The 20518-nt window shown below is 40.9% G+C and carries 17 protein-coding genes and 1 rRNA gene; 8 read left to right on the top strand and 10 right to left on the bottom strand.

Features of this window, described 5'->3' with window-relative positions:
- Positions 1-25: 25 nt before the first annotated feature.
- The 10 genes from CSV72_RS12120 to rpmH form a co-directional block, all read right to left on the bottom strand.
- Complete coding sequence (locus CSV72_RS12120; protein ID WP_099678557.1) at positions 26-859, bottom strand: ParB/RepB/Spo0J family partition protein; 834 nt, start codon at positions 857-859, stop codon at positions 26-28.
- On the bottom strand, positions 852-1613 hold the full coding sequence (locus CSV72_RS12115; protein ID WP_099633747.1) for a ParA family protein: 762 nt from the start codon (positions 1611-1613) through the stop codon (positions 852-854). The genes CSV72_RS12120 and CSV72_RS12115 overlap by 8 nt, the downstream gene beginning before the upstream one ends.
- A gap of 194 nt (positions 1614-1807) precedes the next feature.
- Complete coding sequence (gene noc / locus CSV72_RS12110) at positions 1808-2680, bottom strand: nucleoid occlusion protein (RefSeq protein WP_099678556.1); 873 nt, start codon at positions 2678-2680, stop codon at positions 1808-1810.
- A gap of 77 nt (positions 2681-2757) precedes the next feature.
- Positions 2758-3480, bottom strand: a complete 723-nt coding sequence (rsmG, locus tag CSV72_RS12105; RefSeq protein ID WP_099633749.1) for a 16S rRNA (guanine(527)-N(7))-methyltransferase RsmG — start codon at positions 3478-3480, stop codon at positions 2758-2760.
- 51 nt (positions 3481-3531) lie between these two features.
- Positions 3532-5421, bottom strand: coding sequence for a tRNA uridine-5-carboxymethylaminomethyl(34) synthesis enzyme MnmG (gene mnmG, locus CSV72_RS12100; RefSeq protein ID WP_099633750.1), 1890 nt, complete (start codon positions 5419-5421; stop codon positions 3532-3534).
- A 30-nt stretch (positions 5422-5451) separates the two neighbouring features.
- On the bottom strand, positions 5452-6837 hold the full coding sequence (gene mnmE, locus CSV72_RS12095) for a tRNA uridine-5-carboxymethylaminomethyl(34) synthesis GTPase MnmE (protein ID WP_099678555.1): 1386 nt from the start codon (positions 6835-6837) through the stop codon (positions 5452-5454).
- Positions 6838-7290: 453 nt separating this feature from the next.
- Positions 7291-8100: an RNA-binding cell elongation regulator Jag/EloR gene (jag, locus tag CSV72_RS12090; protein WP_099678554.1), complete on the bottom strand. Its 810-nt coding sequence runs from the start codon at positions 8098-8100 to the stop codon at positions 7291-7293.
- Positions 8097-8873 (bottom strand): membrane protein insertase YidC, encoded by a 777-nt coding sequence (yidC, locus tag CSV72_RS12085; RefSeq protein ID WP_199168421.1) that lies wholly within the window; start codon positions 8871-8873, stop codon positions 8097-8099. Before yidC ends, jag begins: the two co-directional genes overlap by 4 nt.
- A 94-nt stretch (positions 8874-8967) precedes the next feature.
- Positions 8968-9306: a ribonuclease P protein component gene (gene rnpA / locus CSV72_RS12080; RefSeq protein WP_099633753.1), complete on the bottom strand. Its 339-nt coding sequence runs from the start codon at positions 9304-9306 to the stop codon at positions 8968-8970.
- A gap of 119 nt (positions 9307-9425) precedes the next feature.
- Positions 9426-9560 carry a 50S ribosomal protein L34 gene (gene rpmH, locus CSV72_RS12075; RefSeq protein ID WP_029054388.1) on the bottom strand — a complete coding sequence of 45 codons (135 nt, stop codon included), beginning with the start codon at positions 9558-9560 and terminating at the stop codon, positions 9426-9428.
- A gap of 505 nt (positions 9561-10065) precedes the next feature.
- Between rpmH and dnaA the strand changes: the two genes are divergently transcribed.
- From dnaA to CSV72_RS12035, 8 genes are all read left to right on the top strand, one after another.
- The gene (gene dnaA / locus CSV72_RS12070; protein WP_099678553.1) at positions 10066-11415 is read left to right on the top strand and encodes a chromosomal replication initiator protein DnaA; all 1350 of its coding nucleotides are present in this window, start codon (positions 10066-10068) and stop codon (positions 11413-11415) included.
- A gap of 171 nt (positions 11416-11586) precedes the next feature.
- Positions 11587-12723, top strand: a complete 1137-nt coding sequence (gene dnaN / locus CSV72_RS12065; protein WP_099678552.1) for a DNA polymerase III subunit beta — start codon at positions 11587-11589, stop codon at positions 12721-12723.
- A gap of 120 nt (positions 12724-12843) precedes the next feature.
- Positions 12844-13083: a S4 domain-containing protein YaaA gene (gene yaaA, locus CSV72_RS12060; RefSeq protein ID WP_099678551.1), complete on the top strand. Its 240-nt coding sequence runs from the start codon at positions 12844-12846 to the stop codon at positions 13081-13083.
- Positions 13073-14191, top strand: a complete 1119-nt coding sequence (recF, locus tag CSV72_RS12055) for a DNA replication/repair protein RecF (RefSeq protein WP_099633757.1) — start codon at positions 13073-13075, stop codon at positions 14189-14191. The genes yaaA and recF overlap by 11 nt, the downstream gene beginning before the upstream one ends.
- A gap of 48 nt (positions 14192-14239) precedes the next feature.
- Positions 14240-16162 carry a DNA topoisomerase (ATP-hydrolyzing) subunit B gene (gene gyrB / locus CSV72_RS12050; protein WP_233191267.1) on the top strand — a complete coding sequence of 641 codons (1923 nt, stop codon included), beginning with the start codon at positions 14240-14242 and terminating at the stop codon, positions 16160-16162.
- Positions 16163-16231: 69 nt separating this feature from the next.
- Positions 16232-18766: a DNA gyrase subunit A gene (gyrA, locus tag CSV72_RS12045; protein WP_099678549.1), complete on the top strand. Its 2535-nt coding sequence runs from the start codon at positions 16232-16234 to the stop codon at positions 18764-18766.
- A gap of 142 nt (positions 18767-18908) precedes the next feature.
- Positions 18909-20021, top strand: coding sequence for an HD-GYP domain-containing protein (locus tag CSV72_RS12040; RefSeq protein WP_099678548.1), 1113 nt, complete (start codon positions 18909-18911; stop codon positions 20019-20021).
- A 428-nt stretch (positions 20022-20449) separates the two neighbouring features.
- A 16S ribosomal RNA gene (locus tag CSV72_RS12035) occupies positions 20450-20518 on the top strand; the annotation flags it as partial.

Genomic DNA, 20518 nt, shown 5'->3' with positions numbered 1-20518 from the left:
GAAAGCAAAATAGGTTTGTGTATCATTACTCAGCGTTCAATAATTCAAGAATACGTTCAAAGTCTTCATCTGAGTGAAACTCGATTTCAATTTTGCCCTTTTTCTTCGTCTTCTTTATAGTTACGTTTGTACCGAATTGTTCACGTAGAGTGTTTTCCTGTGCCTCAATAAATATATCTTTTTTCTTTTCCTTCTTCGTTTCACGTGGAACATCTTCATTTAAATGTTGAACCAGTTTCTCCAATTGACGAACATTTAACCCTTCCGTCTTGGTCTTTTCGGCAATAGCCAAGATTTGCTCTTTTTTACGCAACCCAAGAAGTGTACGACCGTGTCCCATTGAAAGTATTCCGTGGGAAATGTCTTTCAAAACTTTCTCGGGTAACGCGAGTAAACGGATATGGTTAGCGATATGCGGTCTACTCTTGCCTAATCTAAAGGCAAGTTGCTCTTGTGTTAGCTTCAGACTTTCCATTAGGTTTTGGTATGCCTCTGCTACTTCAATAGGAGATAAATCTTCCCGCTGCAAGTTTTCAAGAATAGCCATTTCCATTGATTGTTCATCTGTTAAATCACGTACAACAGCTGGGATTTCCTTTTTGCCTGCTAGTTCGGAAGCACGGAATCTTCTCTCCCCTACAACGATTTCATACTGTGTACCAACACTTCTCACGATGATTGGTTGCAGAACACCGTGTTCCTTAATCGATTCGCTTAATTCGTTCAACGACACTTCATTGAACTCTTTACGCGGCTGATACGGATTAACTTTAATGCTTTTCAGACGAATAAGCTCTACCTTTTCCAATGTTTCACGAGGAAATAATGCATTAAGACCCTTACCTAGACCTTTACTCATTCTCCACCACTTCCTTTGCCAGCTCTGAGTACACTTCCGCACCTTTAGATCGTGGATCATATAATATAATTGGTTTACCATGACTCGGTGCTTCACTTAAACGGACGTTACGCGGAATGATTGTTTTATACACTTTATCTTGGAAGTATTTCTTTACTTCTTCAATAACTTGAATGCCTAGATTGGTTCTGGCGTCAAACATCGTCAGTAATACCCCGTCAATATAAAGTGATTCATTTAAATGTTTCTGGACCAGTCGAATCGTGCTGAGCAATTGACTAAGTCCTTCGAGCGCATAGTATTCACACTGTACAGGAATAATGATTGAATCCGAAGCCGTCAATGCGTTCAACGTCAAAAGGCCAAGAGATGGAGGACAATCAATAATGACGTAGTCATAGTCATCTTTAATATCTTGAATCGCGTGTTTCATGCGAACCTCACGTGATATCGTAGAAACTAGCTCTATTTCAGCTCCCGCTAATGAAATAGTGGCAGGGACAATTTCAAGATTTTCAATTTCTGTTGGTAGAATCACGTCACGTACTGGCACATCATCAATTAACATATTATAAATACAGTCTTGTACATCACCTTTGTTAACACCGACTCCACTCGTTGCATTTCCTTGTGGATCAGAATCAATTAAGAGCACTTTTTTGCCTAAATGGGCAAGGCATGCACTTAAGTTTACAGAAGTTGTCGTTTTTCCGACTCCTCCTTTTTGATTTGCTATAGCAATAATCTTACCCACTCTTGCACCTGCTTTCTTTCCTATTTCGATTGTCTTACTAGTATACCAAAGTTTTACTGGTTGCTTCCTGTGCTTGAAATACCTGACAAAGAATATCTTCTATGTGGTCTATTTCAGTTTATCATCTTCACTGTACGAACTCTATTGATATATAAGAAAACTCTTGCTAGTAAATCAGCAAGAGTTTTCATTCGTCACTTTTTACTTATTTTTACCGTAATTGTGTAGTATTCTTCAGAATCCATTTCCTCAGATGCTACTTCAATCCCACTCTTAGATATCAGTGCAAGAGATTCTCGCAACGTGTTCACAGCAATACGAACATCCTTACTCACGGCTTTTTGTCGGGGCCCGCGTCTTCTTGCAGGCTGCACTTTCTCAACTGATTCCGTTGGGTACATGATTTCTTTAATCCTAGCTTCTAAATCTTTGACGTTATATTGATTTATTTTGATTTCTTCCAACACTTCCATCTGAAGAATTGGTTCTTTTAACGGTAACAATGCACGTGCATGACGTTCAGATATCTTTTTCTGTAAAATTGCTGTTTGAACTGGTTCAGGTAACTTCAACAAACGCATCTTATTCGCAATTGTAGACTGTCCTTTACCGAGTCGTTGTGCCAATGCTTCTTGTGTTAATTCATGTAACTCTAACAAACGTTCATAAGCATGCGCTTCTTCAATTGCCGTCAATTCTTCACGCTGTAAGTTCTCGATTAAAGCGATTGAGGCGGTCTCTTTATCATCCAAATCCCGCACAATTGCTGGTACTTCGGTCCAACCTAGCTTACGCATCGCCCGATATCGTCGTTCCCCTGCGATTATTTCGTATGATCCGTCATCTTTTGTTCGAATGACAATAGGTTGAATAACGCCATGTGTATGAATTGTTCTAGCTAGTTCTTCGATTTTTTCTTCATTAAAAATTGCCCGTGGCTGGTATTGATTCGCTGTAATTGAATCAATTGCAATTTGTGCTACCTTCTCCAGATGATGAACTTTCACTTCTTCAATCGTAGTCATCTTTTCTCCCCCACCAAAAAAACGCGAAAAAGTACTTTTCAACCTCTGCACCACCTTTTCGAAACTATTCCCTTTTTATCTCTTCTAAACAATTGTTTCACGTGAAACATTTCCCACAGTTAGTCTGCTGTAATCGGTGTTTTATTAGGTACGCCTGGTTTTCTAGGATACTTCTTAGGTGTCTGCTTTTTCTTTTCAAATACAAAGATGTGACGTTCACTATTTTCTTCCGGTAATAAGAATTCATGTTCATTCTGTAAAACTGCCCCAAGTAGTTTTACAGCACGAGTAGCGTCTTTCATTTCTTCAGATGCAGCTGCACCTTTCATAGAAACAAAAAGTCCTCCTTGTTTGGCAAGAGGAATGCAAAGCTCCGACAATACCGATAACCGTGCTACCGCGCGTGCAGTTACTACATCAAACTGTTCACGGTACTTCGGGTTACGACCGAATTCTTCTGCTCTTGCATGGACGAACGCCACATTTTCAAGCTTTAATTCCCCAGCCAAATGATTTAAGAATGTAATACGTTTATTCAATGAATCTACAATAGTCACGTGGAGATGTGGGTAAATAATCTTCAACGGGATACTTGGAAAACCTGCGCCAGCACCTACGTCGCAAACAGATTCATACTTCGTGAAGTCCACGTAAAATGCACTTGTAATGGAATCATAGAAATGCTTTAGGTATACGGACGGCGCATCTGTAATTGCCGTCAAGTTCATCTTTTCATTCCACTCAACTAGTACTTCAAAATAGCGTTTGAATTGTTGCTTCTGTGTATCGGATAATTCAAAGCCTTTCTCTTGCAGAGCTTCGTAAAACTGTTGTTCCGTCATGTTCTCATTCCTTTTCAAAAAGACTGACGCTACTAAGCGCCAGTCATAGACTCAACCGGATACTTTTGCGATTTTCCCTTGTTCAATATAGACAAGCAAGATTGAGATATCTGCGGGGTTGACACCAGAAATACGTGATGCTTGCGCAATCGACAATGGCTGTACCTCTTTGAGGTTTGCCTTTGCTTCTTTCGCAATACCTGAAATCGCATCATAATCAATGTTTTCTGGTATCCGCTTATTCTCCATCTTTTTCATTCTCGCCACTTGCTGCATGGACTTTTCGATGTATCCTTCATACTTAATGAATATCTCTACTTGTTCCGCCACTTCTTCGTTAATTTCTTCAAGAGGTGGAACCACTTTACACAATTCGCTATACTTCATTTCCGGCCGCTTCAGTAAATCAGCCGCCTTCATTGGTTCTCGGAGTGCTGTTCCATTCACTGCCGCGATGATCTCCTGGATCTCTTCGGTAGGTTTCACTGTTACCTTACGTAAATGATCAATCTCCGCGTCGATTTGTGCTTTCTTCGCCAAAAACTTCGTGTGGCGCTCTTCACTAATCATTCCGTTTTGATAACCAATCTCCGTCAAGCGCATGTCAGCATTATCATGACGAAGCAAGAGACGATATTCCGCTCTTGATGTCAAGAGACGATAGGGTTCACTTGTACCTTTAGTGACCAAATCATCGATAAGTACACCAATGTACGCATCACTACGTCCAAGAACGACCTCTTCCTTGCCAAGTACGTTGCATGCAGCATTGATTCCCGCCATCAATCCTTGTGCTGCGGCTTCTTCATATCCAGAAGTTCCATTGATTTGGCCAGCCGTGTACAAGTTTTTGATTTTTTTCGTTTCCAGCGTAGGCCATAATTGTGTCGCAATGATAGAATCGTACTCAATAGCATAGCCAGCACGCATCATTTCAGCCTTCTCAAGTCCCGGTACACTCGCAATCAGACGATGCTGTATATGTTCGGGAAGACTTGTTGACAATCCTTGCACATATACTTCTCTTGTATTACGACCTTCAGGCTCGAGGAAAATCTGGTGACGTGACTTGTCCGCAAAACGTACAATTTTATCTTCAATGGATGGACAATAGCTAGGTCCTTTTCCTTTAATCATGCCCGAATACATCGGAGATAAATGAAGGTTTTCATTGATGATTTCATGCGTTTCCGGAGTTGTATACGTTAACCAACATGGCAGCTGATCCGTAATGAATTCAGTTGTTTCATAGCTGAATGAACGCGGTACGTCGTCTCCTGGCTGAATTTCTGTCTTGCTGTAATCGATCGTATTGCTGTTAATACGTGGCGGTGTTCCTGTTTTAAATCGAACCGTCTGTAAACCAAGTTCTTGCAAATGTTCCGCCAGTTTAATGGATGGCATTTGATTGTTCGGTCCACTCGAGTACTTGAGATCTCCGATGATGACTTCCCCGCGTAAAAATGTACCTGTTGTAATAATGACGGTCTTTGCACGGAAAATGGCACCAATCTGTGTCACTACGCCTTTTATTTCGTCATCTTCTACGATCAATTTCTCGACAACTGCTTGACGAAGTGTCATATTTGGTTCTTCTTCCAGTATCCGCTTCATTTCTTGCTGATACAGTACTTTATCCGCTTGTGCGCGTAAAGCACGCACGGCCGGACCTTTCCCCGTGTTCAATAAACGCATTTGAATATGTGTTTTGTCTATGACCTTTGCCATCACGCCGCCAAGTGCGTCTATTTCCCGCACTACGATACCTTTTGCAGGTCCTCCTAATGAAGGATTACATGGCATGAAAGCAATCATGTCTAAATTCATTGTTAATACTAGTGTCGATGCGCCCATCTTGGCTGATGCGTAAGCTGCTTCTGCGCCTGCGTGTCCAGCTCCAATGACGATACAATCGAACGTGCCTGCTTCAAATTGTGGCATGTTCGTTCATCCTTCCCATTTATAAAATCATTATTTTCCGAGGCAGAACTTTGAGAACAACTCTTTAATTAAACTATCTTGAACGGTATCTCCGATGATTTCACCGAGAATTTCCCATGTGCGTGTAACGTCTATTTGAATCATGTCGATAGGAACTCCTACTTGTGCTGCTTGTACCGCATCATCAATCGTATTACGTGCCTGCTTTAGTAACGAAATATGACGTGCGTTGGATACATACGTCAGGTCATTGGATTCCAATGAACCTTCAAAGAACAGTGCAGCAATCGCTTCTTCCAATTCGGTAATACCTTGCTCTTGCAGTATCGAAGTAGTAATCACTCGATCTCTTCCTGCTACTTCATAGACTCGCTCCAGATCAATCTTTGTTGGTAAATCTGTTTTATTGACGATAACGAGCATGTCCATTCCAGCAACAGCTTCAAACAATCGCTCATCCTCATCTGTTAATGCTTCAGAACTATTCACCATCAAGAGTATAAGATCCGCTTCTTTCAGTACCTTCCTTGAACGTTCTACACCAATCCGCTCGACAATATCTTCCGTCTCCCGGATTCCTGCAGTATCGACAAGACGCAGAGGAACGCCACGGACATTGACATACTCTTCTATAATATCACGGGTAGTGCCCGCGACATCAGTAACAATCGCTTTGTTTTCCTGCACTAGGCTATTAAGCAACGATGATTTTCCAACGTTCGGACGTCCTACTATTACGGTAGACAATCCTTCACGCAAGATCTTTCCTTGTGATGATGTACGCAATAACTCATCGATCTCATTTGTTACCCACGTTCCTTTTTCAATCATCAAAGGGATCGTCACTTCTTCTACATCATCATACTCCGGATAATCTATATTAACTTCCACTTGTGCAAGCGTTTCGAGTAGTGCCTGTCGCAATTCACCAATCAAGTGAGATAGTTTCCCCTCCATCTGATTGAGTGCAACGTTCATGGCTTTATCTGTTTTGGCCCTGATCAAATCCATAACTGCTTCGGCCTGGGATAAATCAATCCGGCCATTAAGAAATGCTCGTTTAGTAAACTCGCCGGGTTCTGCTAATCTAGCCCCCTCTGTCAATACTAATTGGAGTACTCTATTGACTGAAGTGATGCCTCCGTGACAGTTGATCTCCACAATGTCTTCGCGCGTGAAGGTCTTTGGTGCTTTCATGATCGACACCATGACTTCCTCCACTAATTCTTCAGTGGCGGGATCGTGCAAATGTCCATAATGAATTGTGTGCGATGGTTGTTCGCAGAGTGGTTTCGCCGCAGGTGACTGGAATATACGGTCTGCAATCTTCCATGCGTCATCGCCGCTCAGACGAACGATGGCAATCGCTCCTTCTCCCATGGGAGTGGAAATGGCGGCTATCGTATCAAAATGCAAGTTTTTCACCTTCCTGGCTTCGTTGTGCACATGTGCATATCTTTTATAGCGAATACTACTTTCTAACAACCTATATTATCATAAATCGTCGGAATCTCCTAGCACACGAATTTAAAACATGTGGATAAATTCAGGAATTTTGAACCAAGCGTCACGGTAATTTATCATGTGCTAGCAGTCGACAAAGAACACTGTCGTTTCAGGCTTTCTAGTGTAGAAAGTTTCTTAAAGAAAAATTTAAGGTGTGGAAATCGGGCCAAGAAATGGAAGTGATTTGAGGGTAGAGATTCGCACTCTATGCGGCCGCGTTTAGAGGGTCCATCTAGTGTCGCCGCCAGCCTCTCCACTCCCTTACATAGAAAGTAGTTTACATTCAGTATTGTACGTTGATGGTAAGTCTCTATGGCATAGATGCATTAAAAAACCTCGCAGAAAGTTTCTACGAGGTTAGTCTTATTCAATTCCTTTGATGACAATGTGTCGGTATGGATCTTTTCCTTCGGAGAATGTCTCAATATCGAGTCTAAGTGACAATGCGTTATGAATGACCTTTCTCTCGTAAGAAGGCATAGGCTCAAGTGCGACCTGACGTTTTGTACGTACTGCACGGTCTGCCATGCGGTCTGCCAGTTGCTCAAGCGATTGCTCGCGGCGCTCACGGTAATCTGCGACATCTATTCTAACAATTTTGAATTGCTTTGTTACCTTATTGGCTACAAGTTGCGCTAATTGCTGGATCGCATTAAGCGTTTGTCCTCTTTTACCTATTAAGAATGCTGCTTTTTCACTTTCAAGCTGGAAGTTGATGTACTTTCCTTTTGTTTCGTACGTAATGACCAAATCTTCAATGCCCATTTCCTTGGCCATGTCTTCAATGTACTGTTTCGTTTCGTCAATAGCCTCTTTTTCATTGTAGACTTTAGCTTCAGGTACTCTTTCAGCTTCCTGTACATCCACAATGGTTTCTGATTGCTCTACTTTAGTTTGAGGCTGTTGAACAACTTCTGTTGTCTCAGTAGCCTCAGTTATAGGAGATAATACTGCGCTGTCATCTGTAAGCGTCTGTACTGGTTTAGGAGCTGGCTCCGATTTTTCTAAGACGGTTACAAGCACTTCTGCTTGTTTTACGCCAAAACCGAGAAAACCTTTCCTGCCATTTTCTACTACCTGTACCTCAACTTGATCTTTTGTTACACCCAGGTCCTGTAAAGCTGATTCAATTGCTAGCTCAACGGTTGCTGCCCTTTGTGTAAGTTGTTTCATTTCTTTTTCCCTCCTGTTTTCACTACTTCGACGTTTTTCGGCTTATCGAACGGCTTATAGATGAAAATGTTTTGGAGCAGTGAAATGATATTTCCGACAATCCAGTATAAAGCAAGTGCTGCTGGCAAGAATGAACCAAATACCATGATCATAAACGGCATGATGTACATCATCATTTTCATTTGTGGGTTATCCATTGCGGGTCCTGTACGTAGAACCGTTAATTGGAACAATCCAGCGATGACGGCAAATAAAATACTTGGTGAACCTAGAGCGACGCCTAGGAAGTTTCCTAACTCAATCGTTGGTGTGGCATTCATCCGGCTGATCGCGTGGTAGAAACCAATAAATATTGGCATCTGGATGATAACCGGTAGACATCCTGCAACTGGATTAATCTTTTCGTTGATCATAATCTGTTGCATTTCTTCTTGATACTTTTTCTGTGTAACAGCGTCTTTTGATTTATATTTCTCTTTTAACGCTTTTAGTCTTGGTTGAATTTCCTGCATACGTTTTGAACTTTTCGTTTGTTGAATAATTAATGGAAGCAATGCAGTACGAATGATCGCCGTAACAACGATAATCGCTAGTCCGTATGTACCTAGCCATGTTTTAAATTTCATAATCAATGTAACAAGTGGCCAAACAAGATATTCGTTCCAAATTCCTGTACTCTCTGCTGTGATCGGCTCTCTAAATTCCGAACAACCCGCCATGAAGACGGCGACAACAACAAGTAGTGAAAGGAACACTAATTTCTTTTTCAACATTTTTTCCCCCAAACAGTCGCAAGATCATTTTAAAAGTTTTTTTCAGTGTAACATGATGGCTTTAATCGTTCTACATCTAGATAAGACTTTAATTTCACTTAAAGACTTTCGCGATTTTTAGAACATGTCGCAGATTTTTTTTGGCCGTATGGAAATCGAGCGTGGCAGCTTGATTTCTTGCGATAATAACATAATCTAGATCAGGTTTAACTTCATCTTTCATTTCTAGGAATGATTGTCGGATATAGCGTTTGATTCTATTACGCGTAACAGCATTACCGACTTTTTTGCTGACGGATAGACCAATTCTAAACTCTTGCTGATCTTCCTTCTTATAGGTATAGACGATAAACTGTCGATTAGCAAAAGACTTTCCTTTTTTAAATACCGTTTGAAATTCTTTATTTTTTTTAATTCGCTGGTTTTTTTTCATAATTACACCTGCTTTAATTTTCTACCGTCATAATCTGCCGGTCCACTATATAGAAGAGACCTGATAGTCACTTGGAATCGCTCTAATAGCTAAAAAAAAGACCACTGATGTCAGTGGCCTTATGCTGAAAGAACTTTTCTTCCTTTACGACGACGAGCTGCTAAAATTCTACGTCCGTTTTTCGAACTCATTCTTTGGCGGAAGCCGTGGACTTTAGCGCGTTTACGTTTATTTGGTTGGAATGTACGTTTCATTTCGTAAGACACCTCCTGCTTTGATTGTCTCTTTTCCTACTATGACAGTCTTGAATAGTATAGCGATTCAGTAAAAGAATGTCAATGCTTTTCTATTCCTTCGTTTCAGATCCGCACGTAATAATGTTCATACACACTAAATACTTATCCACAGAGCGGCAAAGTTATCCTATGGATGAATTGTTGATGGTAAAAATTACGGATTTTTTAATCCGGCAATTGTCGACAAGTTTCTCACATATCCAGACCTGTGGATAACCACTTTATGCACAGTTAATGGGATTGTGCATAAATCATCGGACTCCTTGTCAATATTCAGTTTCCCTGTTACAATTAAAAAGCTTTTGTTGTGTATATAATTTACAGCCAAGATCTTATCCACATATGTGAATACAGTGTGGATAGTTTTTTCAACATGTTTCGATAATTTCTATCCACAGCCCTGGATACTGTGCATAAGCGGATTCCGGGCTTTTTAATATTTTATTGTAAAGGAGGCACACGATTGGAAAATCTATCGAGTTTATGGGAACAAGTATTAAAGAATATCGAAGCTCGAGTTTCGAAGCCTAGTTTTGAAACGTGGTTAAAATCGACCAAATTATTAACGTATGAAGCTGAACATGCAACTATTTCTGTTCCAAATTCATTCGCCAAGGATTGGCTTGAAACACATTACGTACATTTGATCACTGGGATTTTATCTGAACTGACAGGTGAGGATCGAATCGTTGAGTTTATTGTTCCGCAAGACATGGCAGAGAACGATATTAAATTACCGAAAACACAGCCAAAACCAGTAGAGAAAGCACCTATGGTCAACTCTGCGGGTATGCTGAATCCAAAGTACACGTTTGATACGTTCGTTATTGGATCAGGTAATCGCTTTGCCCATGCTGCTTCACTGGCAGTTGCTGAAGCGCCAGCGAAAGCCTATAATCCTCTCTTTATATATGGAGGAGTTGGATTAGGAAAAACACATTTAATGCATGCAATTGGCCATTATGTACTGGAGCAAAACCCAGCCTTAAAGGTCGTTTACTTATCTTCTGAAAAATTCACGAATGAATTTATTAACTCTATACGAGACAATAAAGCCGGTGATTTCAGGGATCGTTACCGCAGTGTAGATGTTCTGTTAATTGATGATATTCAATTCTTAGCAGGAAAAGAACAAACGCAAGAAGAGTTCTTCCATACATTTAATACATTGCATGAAGAGTCAAAGCAAATTATCATTTCCAGTGACCGTCCTCCAAAAGAGATACCCACACTGGAAGATCGTTTACGTTCCCGTTTTGAATGGGGACTGATTACAGATATAGCACCGCCTGATTTGGAAACTAGAATTGCGATTCTACGTAAAAAGGCGAAGGCAGATGGTCTAGTCGACATCTCAAACGATGTCATGCTGTATATTGCTAACCAGATTGACACCAATATAAGAGAGCTCGAAGGTGCACTGATCCGCGTTGTTGCGTACTCTTCATTGGTAAATGCAGATGTCACCACTGACTTGGCAGCCGAGGCATTAAAAGATATTATTCCAAACTCCCGTCCGCGGATTATATCCATTCTAGACATCCAAAAGGCAGTCGGTGAGCACTTTAATATTAGATTAGAAGACTTTGTAGCGAAAAAAAGGACTCGGGCTATTGCATTTCCGCGTCAAGTTGCGATGTATCTATCAAGAGAGCTAACAGATTCCTCATTGCCGAAGATTGGTTCAGAGTTCGGTGGCCGAGATCATTCAACTGTTATTCACGCGCATGAGAAGATTTCCAAGCAGCTTGAAGTAGACAAAGCATTGCTTCAAGATGTCCAGGATATTAAAAAGGTTTTAGGAAGAGCCTAATGACCTGTGGATAACTGTGGACAAGTAGTGCAAGGTCGTCCACTTGTTATGCACATGTGGGAAACTATGATTCTCATACATTCAAAAGGCTTTTCCACATATCCACAGGCCCTACTACTATTACTACTATATTTAATTACTTAATTATTATTATATAAGCGAGGTATTGATATGCAGTTTGAAATTATGAGAGATAGATTATTGGATGGATTGAGCGATGTTATCAAAGCGATCAGTTCAAAAGTGACAACACCTATTTTGACAGGTATCAAATTAGAAATTACTGAAAAGGGATTGACGATGACTGGAAGTGATTCGGATATTACGATATCCACTTTCATTCCAGTAGAAGAGGATGGTACACAAATCATTCAAACAATCCAACCAGGTACACTGGTATTACAAGCAAAAGTATTCAACGAGATTATTCGCAAGCTCCCAACAAATGAAGTAATGATTGAATTACGTGATGGAATGAAAACGCATATTCGTTCTGGACAGTCTGAATTTCATATTATTGCCCAAAGTGCTGATGAATATCCCATTTTGCCTGATGTAAAAGATGCGGAGCATTTTGAAATGCCTGCAGACTTGATGAAATCACTTATTAGAGAGACTGTATTCGCAGTATCCCAACAAGAGACACGTCCTGTCCTGACAGGTGTTCAATGGATTATGAAAGAACAAGAGCTATATTGTATTGCAACGGATAGTCATAGATTGGCTAGACGGATTGTGACACCCGAGATTCAAGCAAACTCACCATTCAATGCAGTTATTCCAGGTAAAAGTCTTCAGGAACTAAGCAAGATATTGCCTGACGACACTACTTCAGTAGAAATTTTCATTGCGAATCAGCAAGTATTATTTAAGCTCCACAATGTCTTGTTCTATTCAAGACTACTGGAAGGCAATTACCCAGACACCTCTCGTCTGATCCCGACTGAATACAAAACGTCTATTACGATTAATGGACGAAACTTGTTGCAAGCAATTGACCGTGCATCTTTATTAGCTCGTGAAGATCGAAATAATATTGTGCACTTCTCAACGGACGGTAGTCCACATGTGCAAATCTCTTCTAACTCGCCGGATGTCGGGAATGTAGAAGAGTTGGTAGAAGCTGTGCATATCGAAGGTGAACCTTTGAAAATTTCTTTTAGTGCAAAATATATGATGGATGCCTTGAAAGCAATCGATGGCCAAGATCTTAAGATTCATTTCACTGGCAGCATGCGCCCATTCATCTTGAAGTCAATTGATAGCGAAGCAATTTTACAATTAATCTTACCGGTTAGAACGTTTTAATCTGTAACTATAGAAAATATCTCGTAATAGGGTAGTCAACATGTTGGCTACCTTTTTACTTATTGCAAAAAGTTAGGTAAACTAGAGGAACAGAATACTTTATGAGGGATTGAATGAAAAATGGAAATAGTACAGTTTAATACAGAATATATTACGCTAGGCCAGTTATTGAAAATGACGAATGTTATTAGCTCAGGTGGAATGGCTAAATGGTTTTTAGGTGAAAACGTCGTGTACGTAAACGGGGAACCAGAACAACGACGCGGTAAGAAATTATATGACGGAGATGTGGTAAATATCCCGGGTGCAGGAAAATTCAAACTGTCAGTGGATGAATCTGGACAGTCGGATGCATATTGATCGACTTAAATTAACAAACTATCGAAATTATGAGTCTCTGGAATTAAACTTCTCTCCTACGATGAATGTACTGATCGGTGAAAATGCACAAGGGAAAACCAATGTCATGGAGGCTATTTACGTATTAGCGATGGCAAAATCCCACCGTACATCAAATGATCGAGAACTTATACGTTGGGAACAAGAGTGTGGTAAAATAGAAGGGGATGTCCAACGCAAATTTGGATATATGCCGATAGAGCTGACGATTTCCAAAAAGGGAAAAAAGGCTAGAGTTAATCATTTGGAACAAAACCGTTTAAGTATGTATGTCGGTCAGATGAATGTAGTCATGTTCGCGCCTGAAGATTTGAATATCGTAAAGGGCAGTCCACAGCTGCGCAGGCGTTTTTTAGATATGGAAATTGGGCAGATCTCGAGAGTCTATTTGCATGACTTGGTCAATTTCCAAAAGATATTAAAGCAACGCAATGCATTGTTAAAAGCGAATCGAGGTAAATTGGATCTCCAGGATGTTATGTTCGATATTTACACCGAGCAGTATATTCAAGTGGCAGTTCAAATTATTCGAAAACGTTTTTATTTTATGGAATTGCTACAGAAATGGGCAAATCCGATTCATCAAGGAATTTCTCGTGGTCTTGAAACACTAGAAGTTTCGTATGGGACTTTAAAAGACCTACATTATGGGCAGACTGCTCAAGAGATGGAGACGATTTTTGCCGATCAGTTAAAGAGTGTGCGAAGACGCGAATTAGAACGAGGACTTACACTGGTTGGTCCACATCGTGATGATTTGCAGTTTTTTGTCAATGGGTACGATATTCAGACATACGGATCACAAGGTCAGCAACGGACGACAGCCCTTTCTTTGAAACTGGCGGAAATCGAGCTAGTAAAACAAGAAGTGGGTGAAACTCCGATTTTATTGCTTGATGATGTGTTATCGGAATTGGATGATTACCGACAGTCACATTTGCTGAGTACAATGCAAGGACAAGTACAAACATTTGTGACAACAACCAATATCGCAGGAATTGATCATAATACGATCCAGGAAGCGGCTATTTTTGAAGTGCATGACGGATCGGTTTTGCGTCGAGAATAAATGGTTGCGGTTTGATAGTTTTGGAAAGGAAAGGTGAACACCTTGGCAATGGAAGAGAAGGATACGCAGACAGCTTATGATGCAAGTCAGATACAAGTATTGGAAGGTCTTGAAGCGGTCCGTAAACGTCCTGGTATGTATATTGGGACAACGAGTTCAAAAGGGCTTCACCATCTCGTGTGGGAAATAGTAGACAATAGTATTGACGAAGCTCTTGCAGGTTATTGCGATCATATTGAAGTAACAATAGAGAAAGACAACTGGATTAAAGTATCCGATAATGGCCGTGGAATTCCAGTTGGCATTCAGGAATCAACGGGTAGACCAGCCGTTGAAGTCATCATGACTGTACTCCACGCAGGCGGTAAGTTTGGTGGCGGTGGTTATAAAGTATCCGGTGGTTTGCACGGCGTAGGATCTTCAGTCGTCAATGCTTTGTCAGAGAAGACAGAAGTCTATGTTAAACTGGATAAAAAATTATATGCAATTGAGTTTTCTAGAGGCCCTGTCTCAAAGGAGCTCGAAGTCATTGGTGAATCGGATGAAACAGGTACTACAATCCGTTTCAAAGCGGATTCTGAAATCTTCACGGAAACAACGGTATACGAGTACAGCATATTAGCAACACGTTTGCGTGAACTTGCATACTTGAATCGTGGTTTGCGTATTACCATTACCGATGAACGTGGCGAAGAACCTGTATCGGAATTGTTCCACTACGAAGGTGGAATTAAATCATACGTCCAGCATTTGAATGCAAATAAAGAGCCGATCTTTGAAGATCCAATTTATACAGAAGGCGAACGCGATGGTATTACTGTTGAGGTCGCTATGCAATACAATAGCGGCTACGGTGAAAATTTATTGTCATTCGCGAATAATATTCATACGTATGAAGGTGGAACACACGAGCAAGGTTTCAAAACTGCATTAACTCGTGTAATTAACGACTATGCACGTAAAAATGGCTTACTGAAAGAGTCAGAAGACAATCTAACAGGGGACGATGTGCGTGAAGGACTAACGGCTATCGTCTCCATCAAACACCCTGATCCTCAATTCGAAGGTCAAACAAAGACAAAGTTAGGTAACTCAGAAGTTAGCACAATTACGAATTCATTGTTTTCCGAAGCACTGCAACGTTTCTTAATTGAAAACCCAGTAGTAGCACGTCAAGTAGTTGGTAAGAGTACGATGGCGGCAAGAGCACGTATGGCTGCGAAGAATGCTCGTGAATTGACACGCCGTAAATCGGCATTGGAAATCTCCAGTTTGCCAGGAAAACTATCAGATTGTTCTTCAAGGGACCCGGCTATCAGTGAATTGTATATCGTTGAGGGTGACTCTGCGGGGGGATCTGCAAAGAATGGCCGTGATCGTCACTTCCAGGCGATCCTGCCATTACGAGGGAAAATCCTCAATGTAGAAAAAGCACGTTTGGACCGTATTCTTGGGAACGCAGAGATTCGTATGATCATTACAGCACTTGGTACAGGGATCGGACCTGAATTCAACTTGGCTAAAGCACGTTATCATAAGCTTGTGATCATGACAGATGCTGACGTGGATGGTGCCCATATCCGTACGTTACTATTAACTTTCTTCTTCCGTTTCATGCGTCCGCTAATTGAAGCCGGCTATGTATATATTGCACAGCCACCACTTTATCGTGTACGTTCAGGAAAAAGAGAAGAGTATTGTTATGACGAAGAGACGTTACAGGAAATTCTAAGAAGTATGCCTGCCTCACCAAAGCCAGATATCACACGATACAAAGGTTTGGGTGAGATGAATCCTGAGCAACTATGGGAAACAACAATGGATCCTGATAAACGTACATTCCTGCAGGTCCGTATGGATGATGCAGTAGAAGCGAATGAAACATTTGAAGAACTAATGGGTGATGAAGTAGAGCCACGCCGAAAGTTCATTGAAGATAATGCGGTTTACGTACAAAATATCGATACTTGATTACACGTAAATAGATTATTTAGCAACGATTGAACTTATAGACGTAAGTGGTGAAAGGAGCTTGACAACATGGCAGACTTGCCAAAAGGCGGAGTGCAGGAAATTAATATTAATACAGAAATGAAAACTTCATTTCTGAACTATGCGATGAGCGTTATCGTCTCTCGTGCGCTTCCAGATGTTCGTGATGGTTTGAAACCCGTACATCGCCGCATTTTGTATGCTATGCATGATTTGGGCATCACTGCGGAAAAACCGCATAAAAAGTCGGCACGTATCGTAGGGGACGTTATTGGTAAGTACCATCCACACGGCGACAGTGCAGTATATGACACGATGGTACGGATGGCTCAAGATTTTAGTTATCGCTACATGCTAGTAGACGGACATGGTAACTTTGGTTCTGTTGATGGCGATGGAGCAGCTGCAATGCGTTATACGGAGTCTCGTATGTCCCGTATTGCAATGGAATTATTACGTGATATCAATAAAAACACAATCGACTTCCAGGCAAACTATGATGAGCAGGAAAAAGAGCCTGCCGTCTTGCCAGGTCGTTATCCAAACTTATTGGTAAACGGTACATCAGGAATTGCTGTAGGGATGGCAACAAACATCCCACCGCATCACCTAGGTGAAACAATTGACGCTGTACTTGCTTTGGCAGAGAATAGCGCAATCACAACTGAAGAACTGATGGAAATCATTCCGGGTCCCGATTTTCCAACTGGCGGTATGATTCTTGGGCGTAGTGGTATTCGTCGTGCTTATGAAACGGGACGAGGTTCATTGATCATCCGCGGAAGAGCAGAAATTGAGACGGCTGCAAATGGTCGTGAAACAATTATTGTCCATGAAATTCCTTTCCAAGTAAATAAGGCGAAGTTAATCGAGAAAATTGCCGAGCTCGTACGCGATAAGAAGATTGACGGCATTACACACTTGGCAGATGAATCAGACCGTACCGGTATGCGTATTGTTATCGAAGTACGACGAGATGCCAATGCCAACGTATTACTGAACAATCTGTATAAACAAACTGCCTTGCAGACTAGTTTTGGGATCAATATGCTAGCTCTGGTAGACAAGCAGCCAAAAGTATTATCCTTGAAGGAAATTTTATATCACTACTTAGAACACCAAAAGGTAGTCATTCGCCGCCGTACACAATTCGATTTGAATAAAGCGGAAGACCGCGCACATATCTTGGAAGGATTACGTATAGCGCTTGATCATATTGATCGGATCATTGCCTTAATCCGTGCATCTAAGACAACGGCTGAAGCGAAAGCGAACTTGATGGAGACGTTCGAGCTGTCTGATCGACAGTCCCAAGCTATTCTAGATATGCGTCTGCAACGTTTGACTGGACTGGAACGAGACAAAATCGAGTCCGAATACCAAGAATTGCTGACACTTATTGCTGAATTACGTGCAATTTTAGCGGATGAACTGAAGTTAATTGAAATTATCCGTGAAGAATTAAGCGAAATTAAAGAGCGTTTTGCGGACGAACGTCGAACAGAGATTATGCTTGGCGGTTCTGAAATGCTTGAAGATGAAGACTTAATTCCAGTGGAAAACTCCATTGTGACATTAACTCACCAAGGATATATTAAGCGTCTGCCTGCTAATACGTATCGTAGTCAGAAACGCGGCGGTCGTGGAATCCAAGGTATGGGCACGAATGAAGATGACTTTGTAGAGCACTTACTCAATACATCTACGCATGACACGATTTTACTGTTTACGAGCAGAGGCCGTGTATTCCGTAAAAAAGGCTATGAAGTACCTGAATACAGCCGAACTGCCAAAGGATTGCCGATTATTAACTTGCTTGACTTCCAAAAAGGTGAAAAGGTTACGGCAATGATTCCAATCGATGAGTTTACTGAAGATCATTATTTATTCTTCTCAACAAAACAAGGTGTTATTAAACGAACGTCGATTATGGACTATGCCAATATTCGTGCGAATGGTTTGATTGCATTAGGATTGCGTGAAGATGATGAACTGATCTCTGTTAGATCAACTGATGGAACGTCAGATATTGCGATCTGTACAAAACACGGCATGATGATTCGCTTTGACGAAGAAAGTATCCGTCCGCTCGGCAGAACTGCTGCTGGTGTACGTGGTATCAGACTGCGTCAAGAGGATGAGGTAATTGGTATGGATATCGTAGATGCAGGAGATGATATTCTGGTAGTTACTGAAAAAGGATACGGTAAACGTACACCTGAAAGTGAATACCGATCTCAATCACGTGGCGGTTATGGATTGAAAACAATGCATATGACGGATCGAAATGGCGGTATTATCGCGATGAAGTCGGTTAACGGTGAAGAAGATTTGATGTTAATTACGATTCACGGGATCTTAATCCGTATGTCTATTGGCGATATCTCTATATTTGGTCGATCTACACAAGGTGTACGCCTCATTCGATTAGCTGACGAGGAACGTGTAGCAACAGTCGCAAAGGTAGAAAAGAATGAAGATCCTGAAGATGAGCTAGATGATGAACTAGAAGTCCACCTGGAGGTACCTGAAGAGGTACAACCAGATTCAGACTTAGATGCTAGAACAGACTCAGAAGAATAAAGAAAAGTTATTGAAGAGGCGTAATACGTCACTTCAATAACTTTTTTTGCTTTTAGTAGGAAAAATTACTCAGGTATCTATCCATATAATTGAGAATATTATATGATAATAGATAGAGCGAAGAAGAAATTAGGTGAGAGTGATGGATGTTTACAAAGAAGTAAGTGAACTAAGACCGGGTAGTTATCTAAAAGAGCATTTGTATGCCAATACAAGAAACCCAATTATGTTGAAAGACACCAAGTTAATGCTAGAGCATTTCGAAATCCTCCATTCATTTGGCATTACCCGCGTGTTGGTCGAGTCAAAGGCACTCGGCAAGACTGAACAAGGACCTACAGAGCAAATTACGGAAGTGAAATTAACTCCAGAGGTAGAAAAACTGATGAAACAAAGCATCACTCCAAAATCAAGGTCTTTGGAAACGCTATACGACGAAGCAGTAGAATCATACAGAAAAGAATTTGCTAGTTATAGATCAGGCAAGAAATTGGACGTTGCGGCAGTGCGCACAATTGTTTTACCTGTAATTCAAGCATTCTTAGAGAATAAAGAATATGTCAGAAGACTAAATGAGTTTTCTACATTGCAAAGCTATCGCGCACATCACTCCATCAGTGTGGGCATCCTCGCAGCTTTAGTAAGTGAAGCAATGGGATATCCAAGAGGGCAAGTACTTCAAATTGGTATAGCAGGCGTACTGGCAGACAGTGGTATGGCAAAAATCGATGAAAACATTATTGACAAAGTAGCTTTCCTAACGAGTGAAGAATTAAGTGAAGTAAAAAAACATGTCATTCACAGTTTTCAGATGGTCAATGACTCTTCATTAGTACGTCAGGAAATGAAAGTGGCCATCTTGCAGCATCATGAGCGCTTTGACGGTAGTGGTTATCCAAGAGGACTGAAAGGACAGGAGATTACGGAAATCTCTCAAATACTATCTGTTGCGGACGTGTATCACGCTATGGTATCCGAAAGACCGTACAGGCAGAAGGAAAGTTCTTTTAAAGTAATCGAATTAATGAGGGAAGAGGAATTTGGTAAGTTTGATATGAAGGTAATTGAAGTACTTCACGAACTGATCAACAAGCTGGCCATTGGAACAAAGGTGAAACTAACGACTGATGAGATAGCGGAAGTGATTTACTTACACCGTGATTTCCCCTTGCGTCCTATCGTTAAGATTCTGGATACAGGCACACATACCGATCTAACATCTAATAGAAAGATCTCCATCGTTAAAATCTTTTAATAGAATAACCACGTGAATAATGTGGGAAGTAAGAGAAATTATGCGGGTATGCGTCACTACTGTACAATAATGTAGTAGCTTCATATCCGTTTAATGTTGTAGGTACGGGGTTTCTAATGTTTATTTAAAAGAAATGATAAAAAAGCTTGCATTCTCATAAAAGCGGTGGTATATTTATAAGCGTCGCATCAAGCAGTTGCGAAAACATCAAACTTAACAAGAAAAACTTTTTAAGTAAAAGTGTTGACAACGAAACGATGAGATGTTAATATTAGAAAGTTGCCTCTTACGAGAGATCAACCGGATGAACCTTGAAAACTGAACAGCAAAACGTTAACGAAATACAGTTTGTGCACCTAACGTTGACACAAACAAAATGAGTATCTTAATTGATGCCAGCAAATGAAACTCGAGCTAATCGAATTTCTCTTATGGAGAGTTTGATCCTGGCTCAGGACGAACGCTGGCGGCATGCCTAATACATGCAAGTCGAGCGA

This window comes from Sporosarcina sp. P20a (assembly GCF_002743175.1).
Classification (GTDB): Bacteria; Bacillota; Bacilli; order Bacillales_A; family Planococcaceae; genus Sporosarcina.
This window is presented reverse-complemented; position numbering and strand designations above follow the sequence as displayed.

Excerpts from the sequence above, each read along its gene's own strand:
- CSV72_RS12120 (WP_099678557.1), bottom strand. The coding sequence starts at position 859 with ATGAGTAAAGGTCTAGGTAAGGGTCTTAATGCATTATTTCCTCGTGAA.
- rsmG (WP_099633749.1), bottom strand. The coding sequence starts at position 3,480 with ATGACGGAACAACAGTTTTACGAAGCTCTGCAAGAGAAAGGCTTTGAA.
- mnmG (WP_099633750.1), bottom strand. The coding sequence starts at position 5,421 with ATGCCACAATTTGAAGCAGGCACGTTCGATTGTATCGTCATTGGAGCT.
- jag (WP_099678554.1), bottom strand. The coding sequence starts at position 8,100 with ATGAAACAACTTACACAAAGGGCAGCAACCGTTGAGCTAGCAATTGAA.
- yidC (WP_199168421.1), bottom strand. The coding sequence starts at position 8,873 with ATGTTGAAAAAGAAATTAGTGTTCCTTTCACTACTTGTTGTTGTCGCC.
- rnpA (WP_099633753.1), bottom strand. The coding sequence starts at position 9,306 with ATGAAAAAAAACCAGCGAATTAAAAAAAATAAAGAATTTCAAACGGTA.
- rpmH (WP_029054388.1), bottom strand. The coding sequence starts at position 9,560 with ATGAAACGTACATTCCAACCAAATAAACGTAAACGCGCTAAAGTCCAC.
- dnaN (WP_099678552.1), top strand. The coding sequence starts at position 11,587 with ATGCAGTTTGAAATTATGAGAGATAGATTATTGGATGGATTGAGCGAT.
- yaaA (WP_099678551.1), top strand. The coding sequence starts at position 12,844 with ATGGAAATAGTACAGTTTAATACAGAATATATTACGCTAGGCCAGTTA.
- recF (WP_099633757.1), top strand. The coding sequence starts at position 13,073 with ATGCATATTGATCGACTTAAATTAACAAACTATCGAAATTATGAGTCT.
- gyrB (WP_233191267.1), top strand. The coding sequence starts at position 14,240 with ATGGAAGAGAAGGATACGCAGACAGCTTATGATGCAAGTCAGATACAA.
- gyrA (WP_099678549.1), top strand. The coding sequence starts at position 16,232 with ATGGCAGACTTGCCAAAAGGCGGAGTGCAGGAAATTAATATTAATACA.
- CSV72_RS12040 (WP_099678548.1), top strand. The coding sequence starts at position 18,909 with ATGGATGTTTACAAAGAAGTAAGTGAACTAAGACCGGGTAGTTATCTA.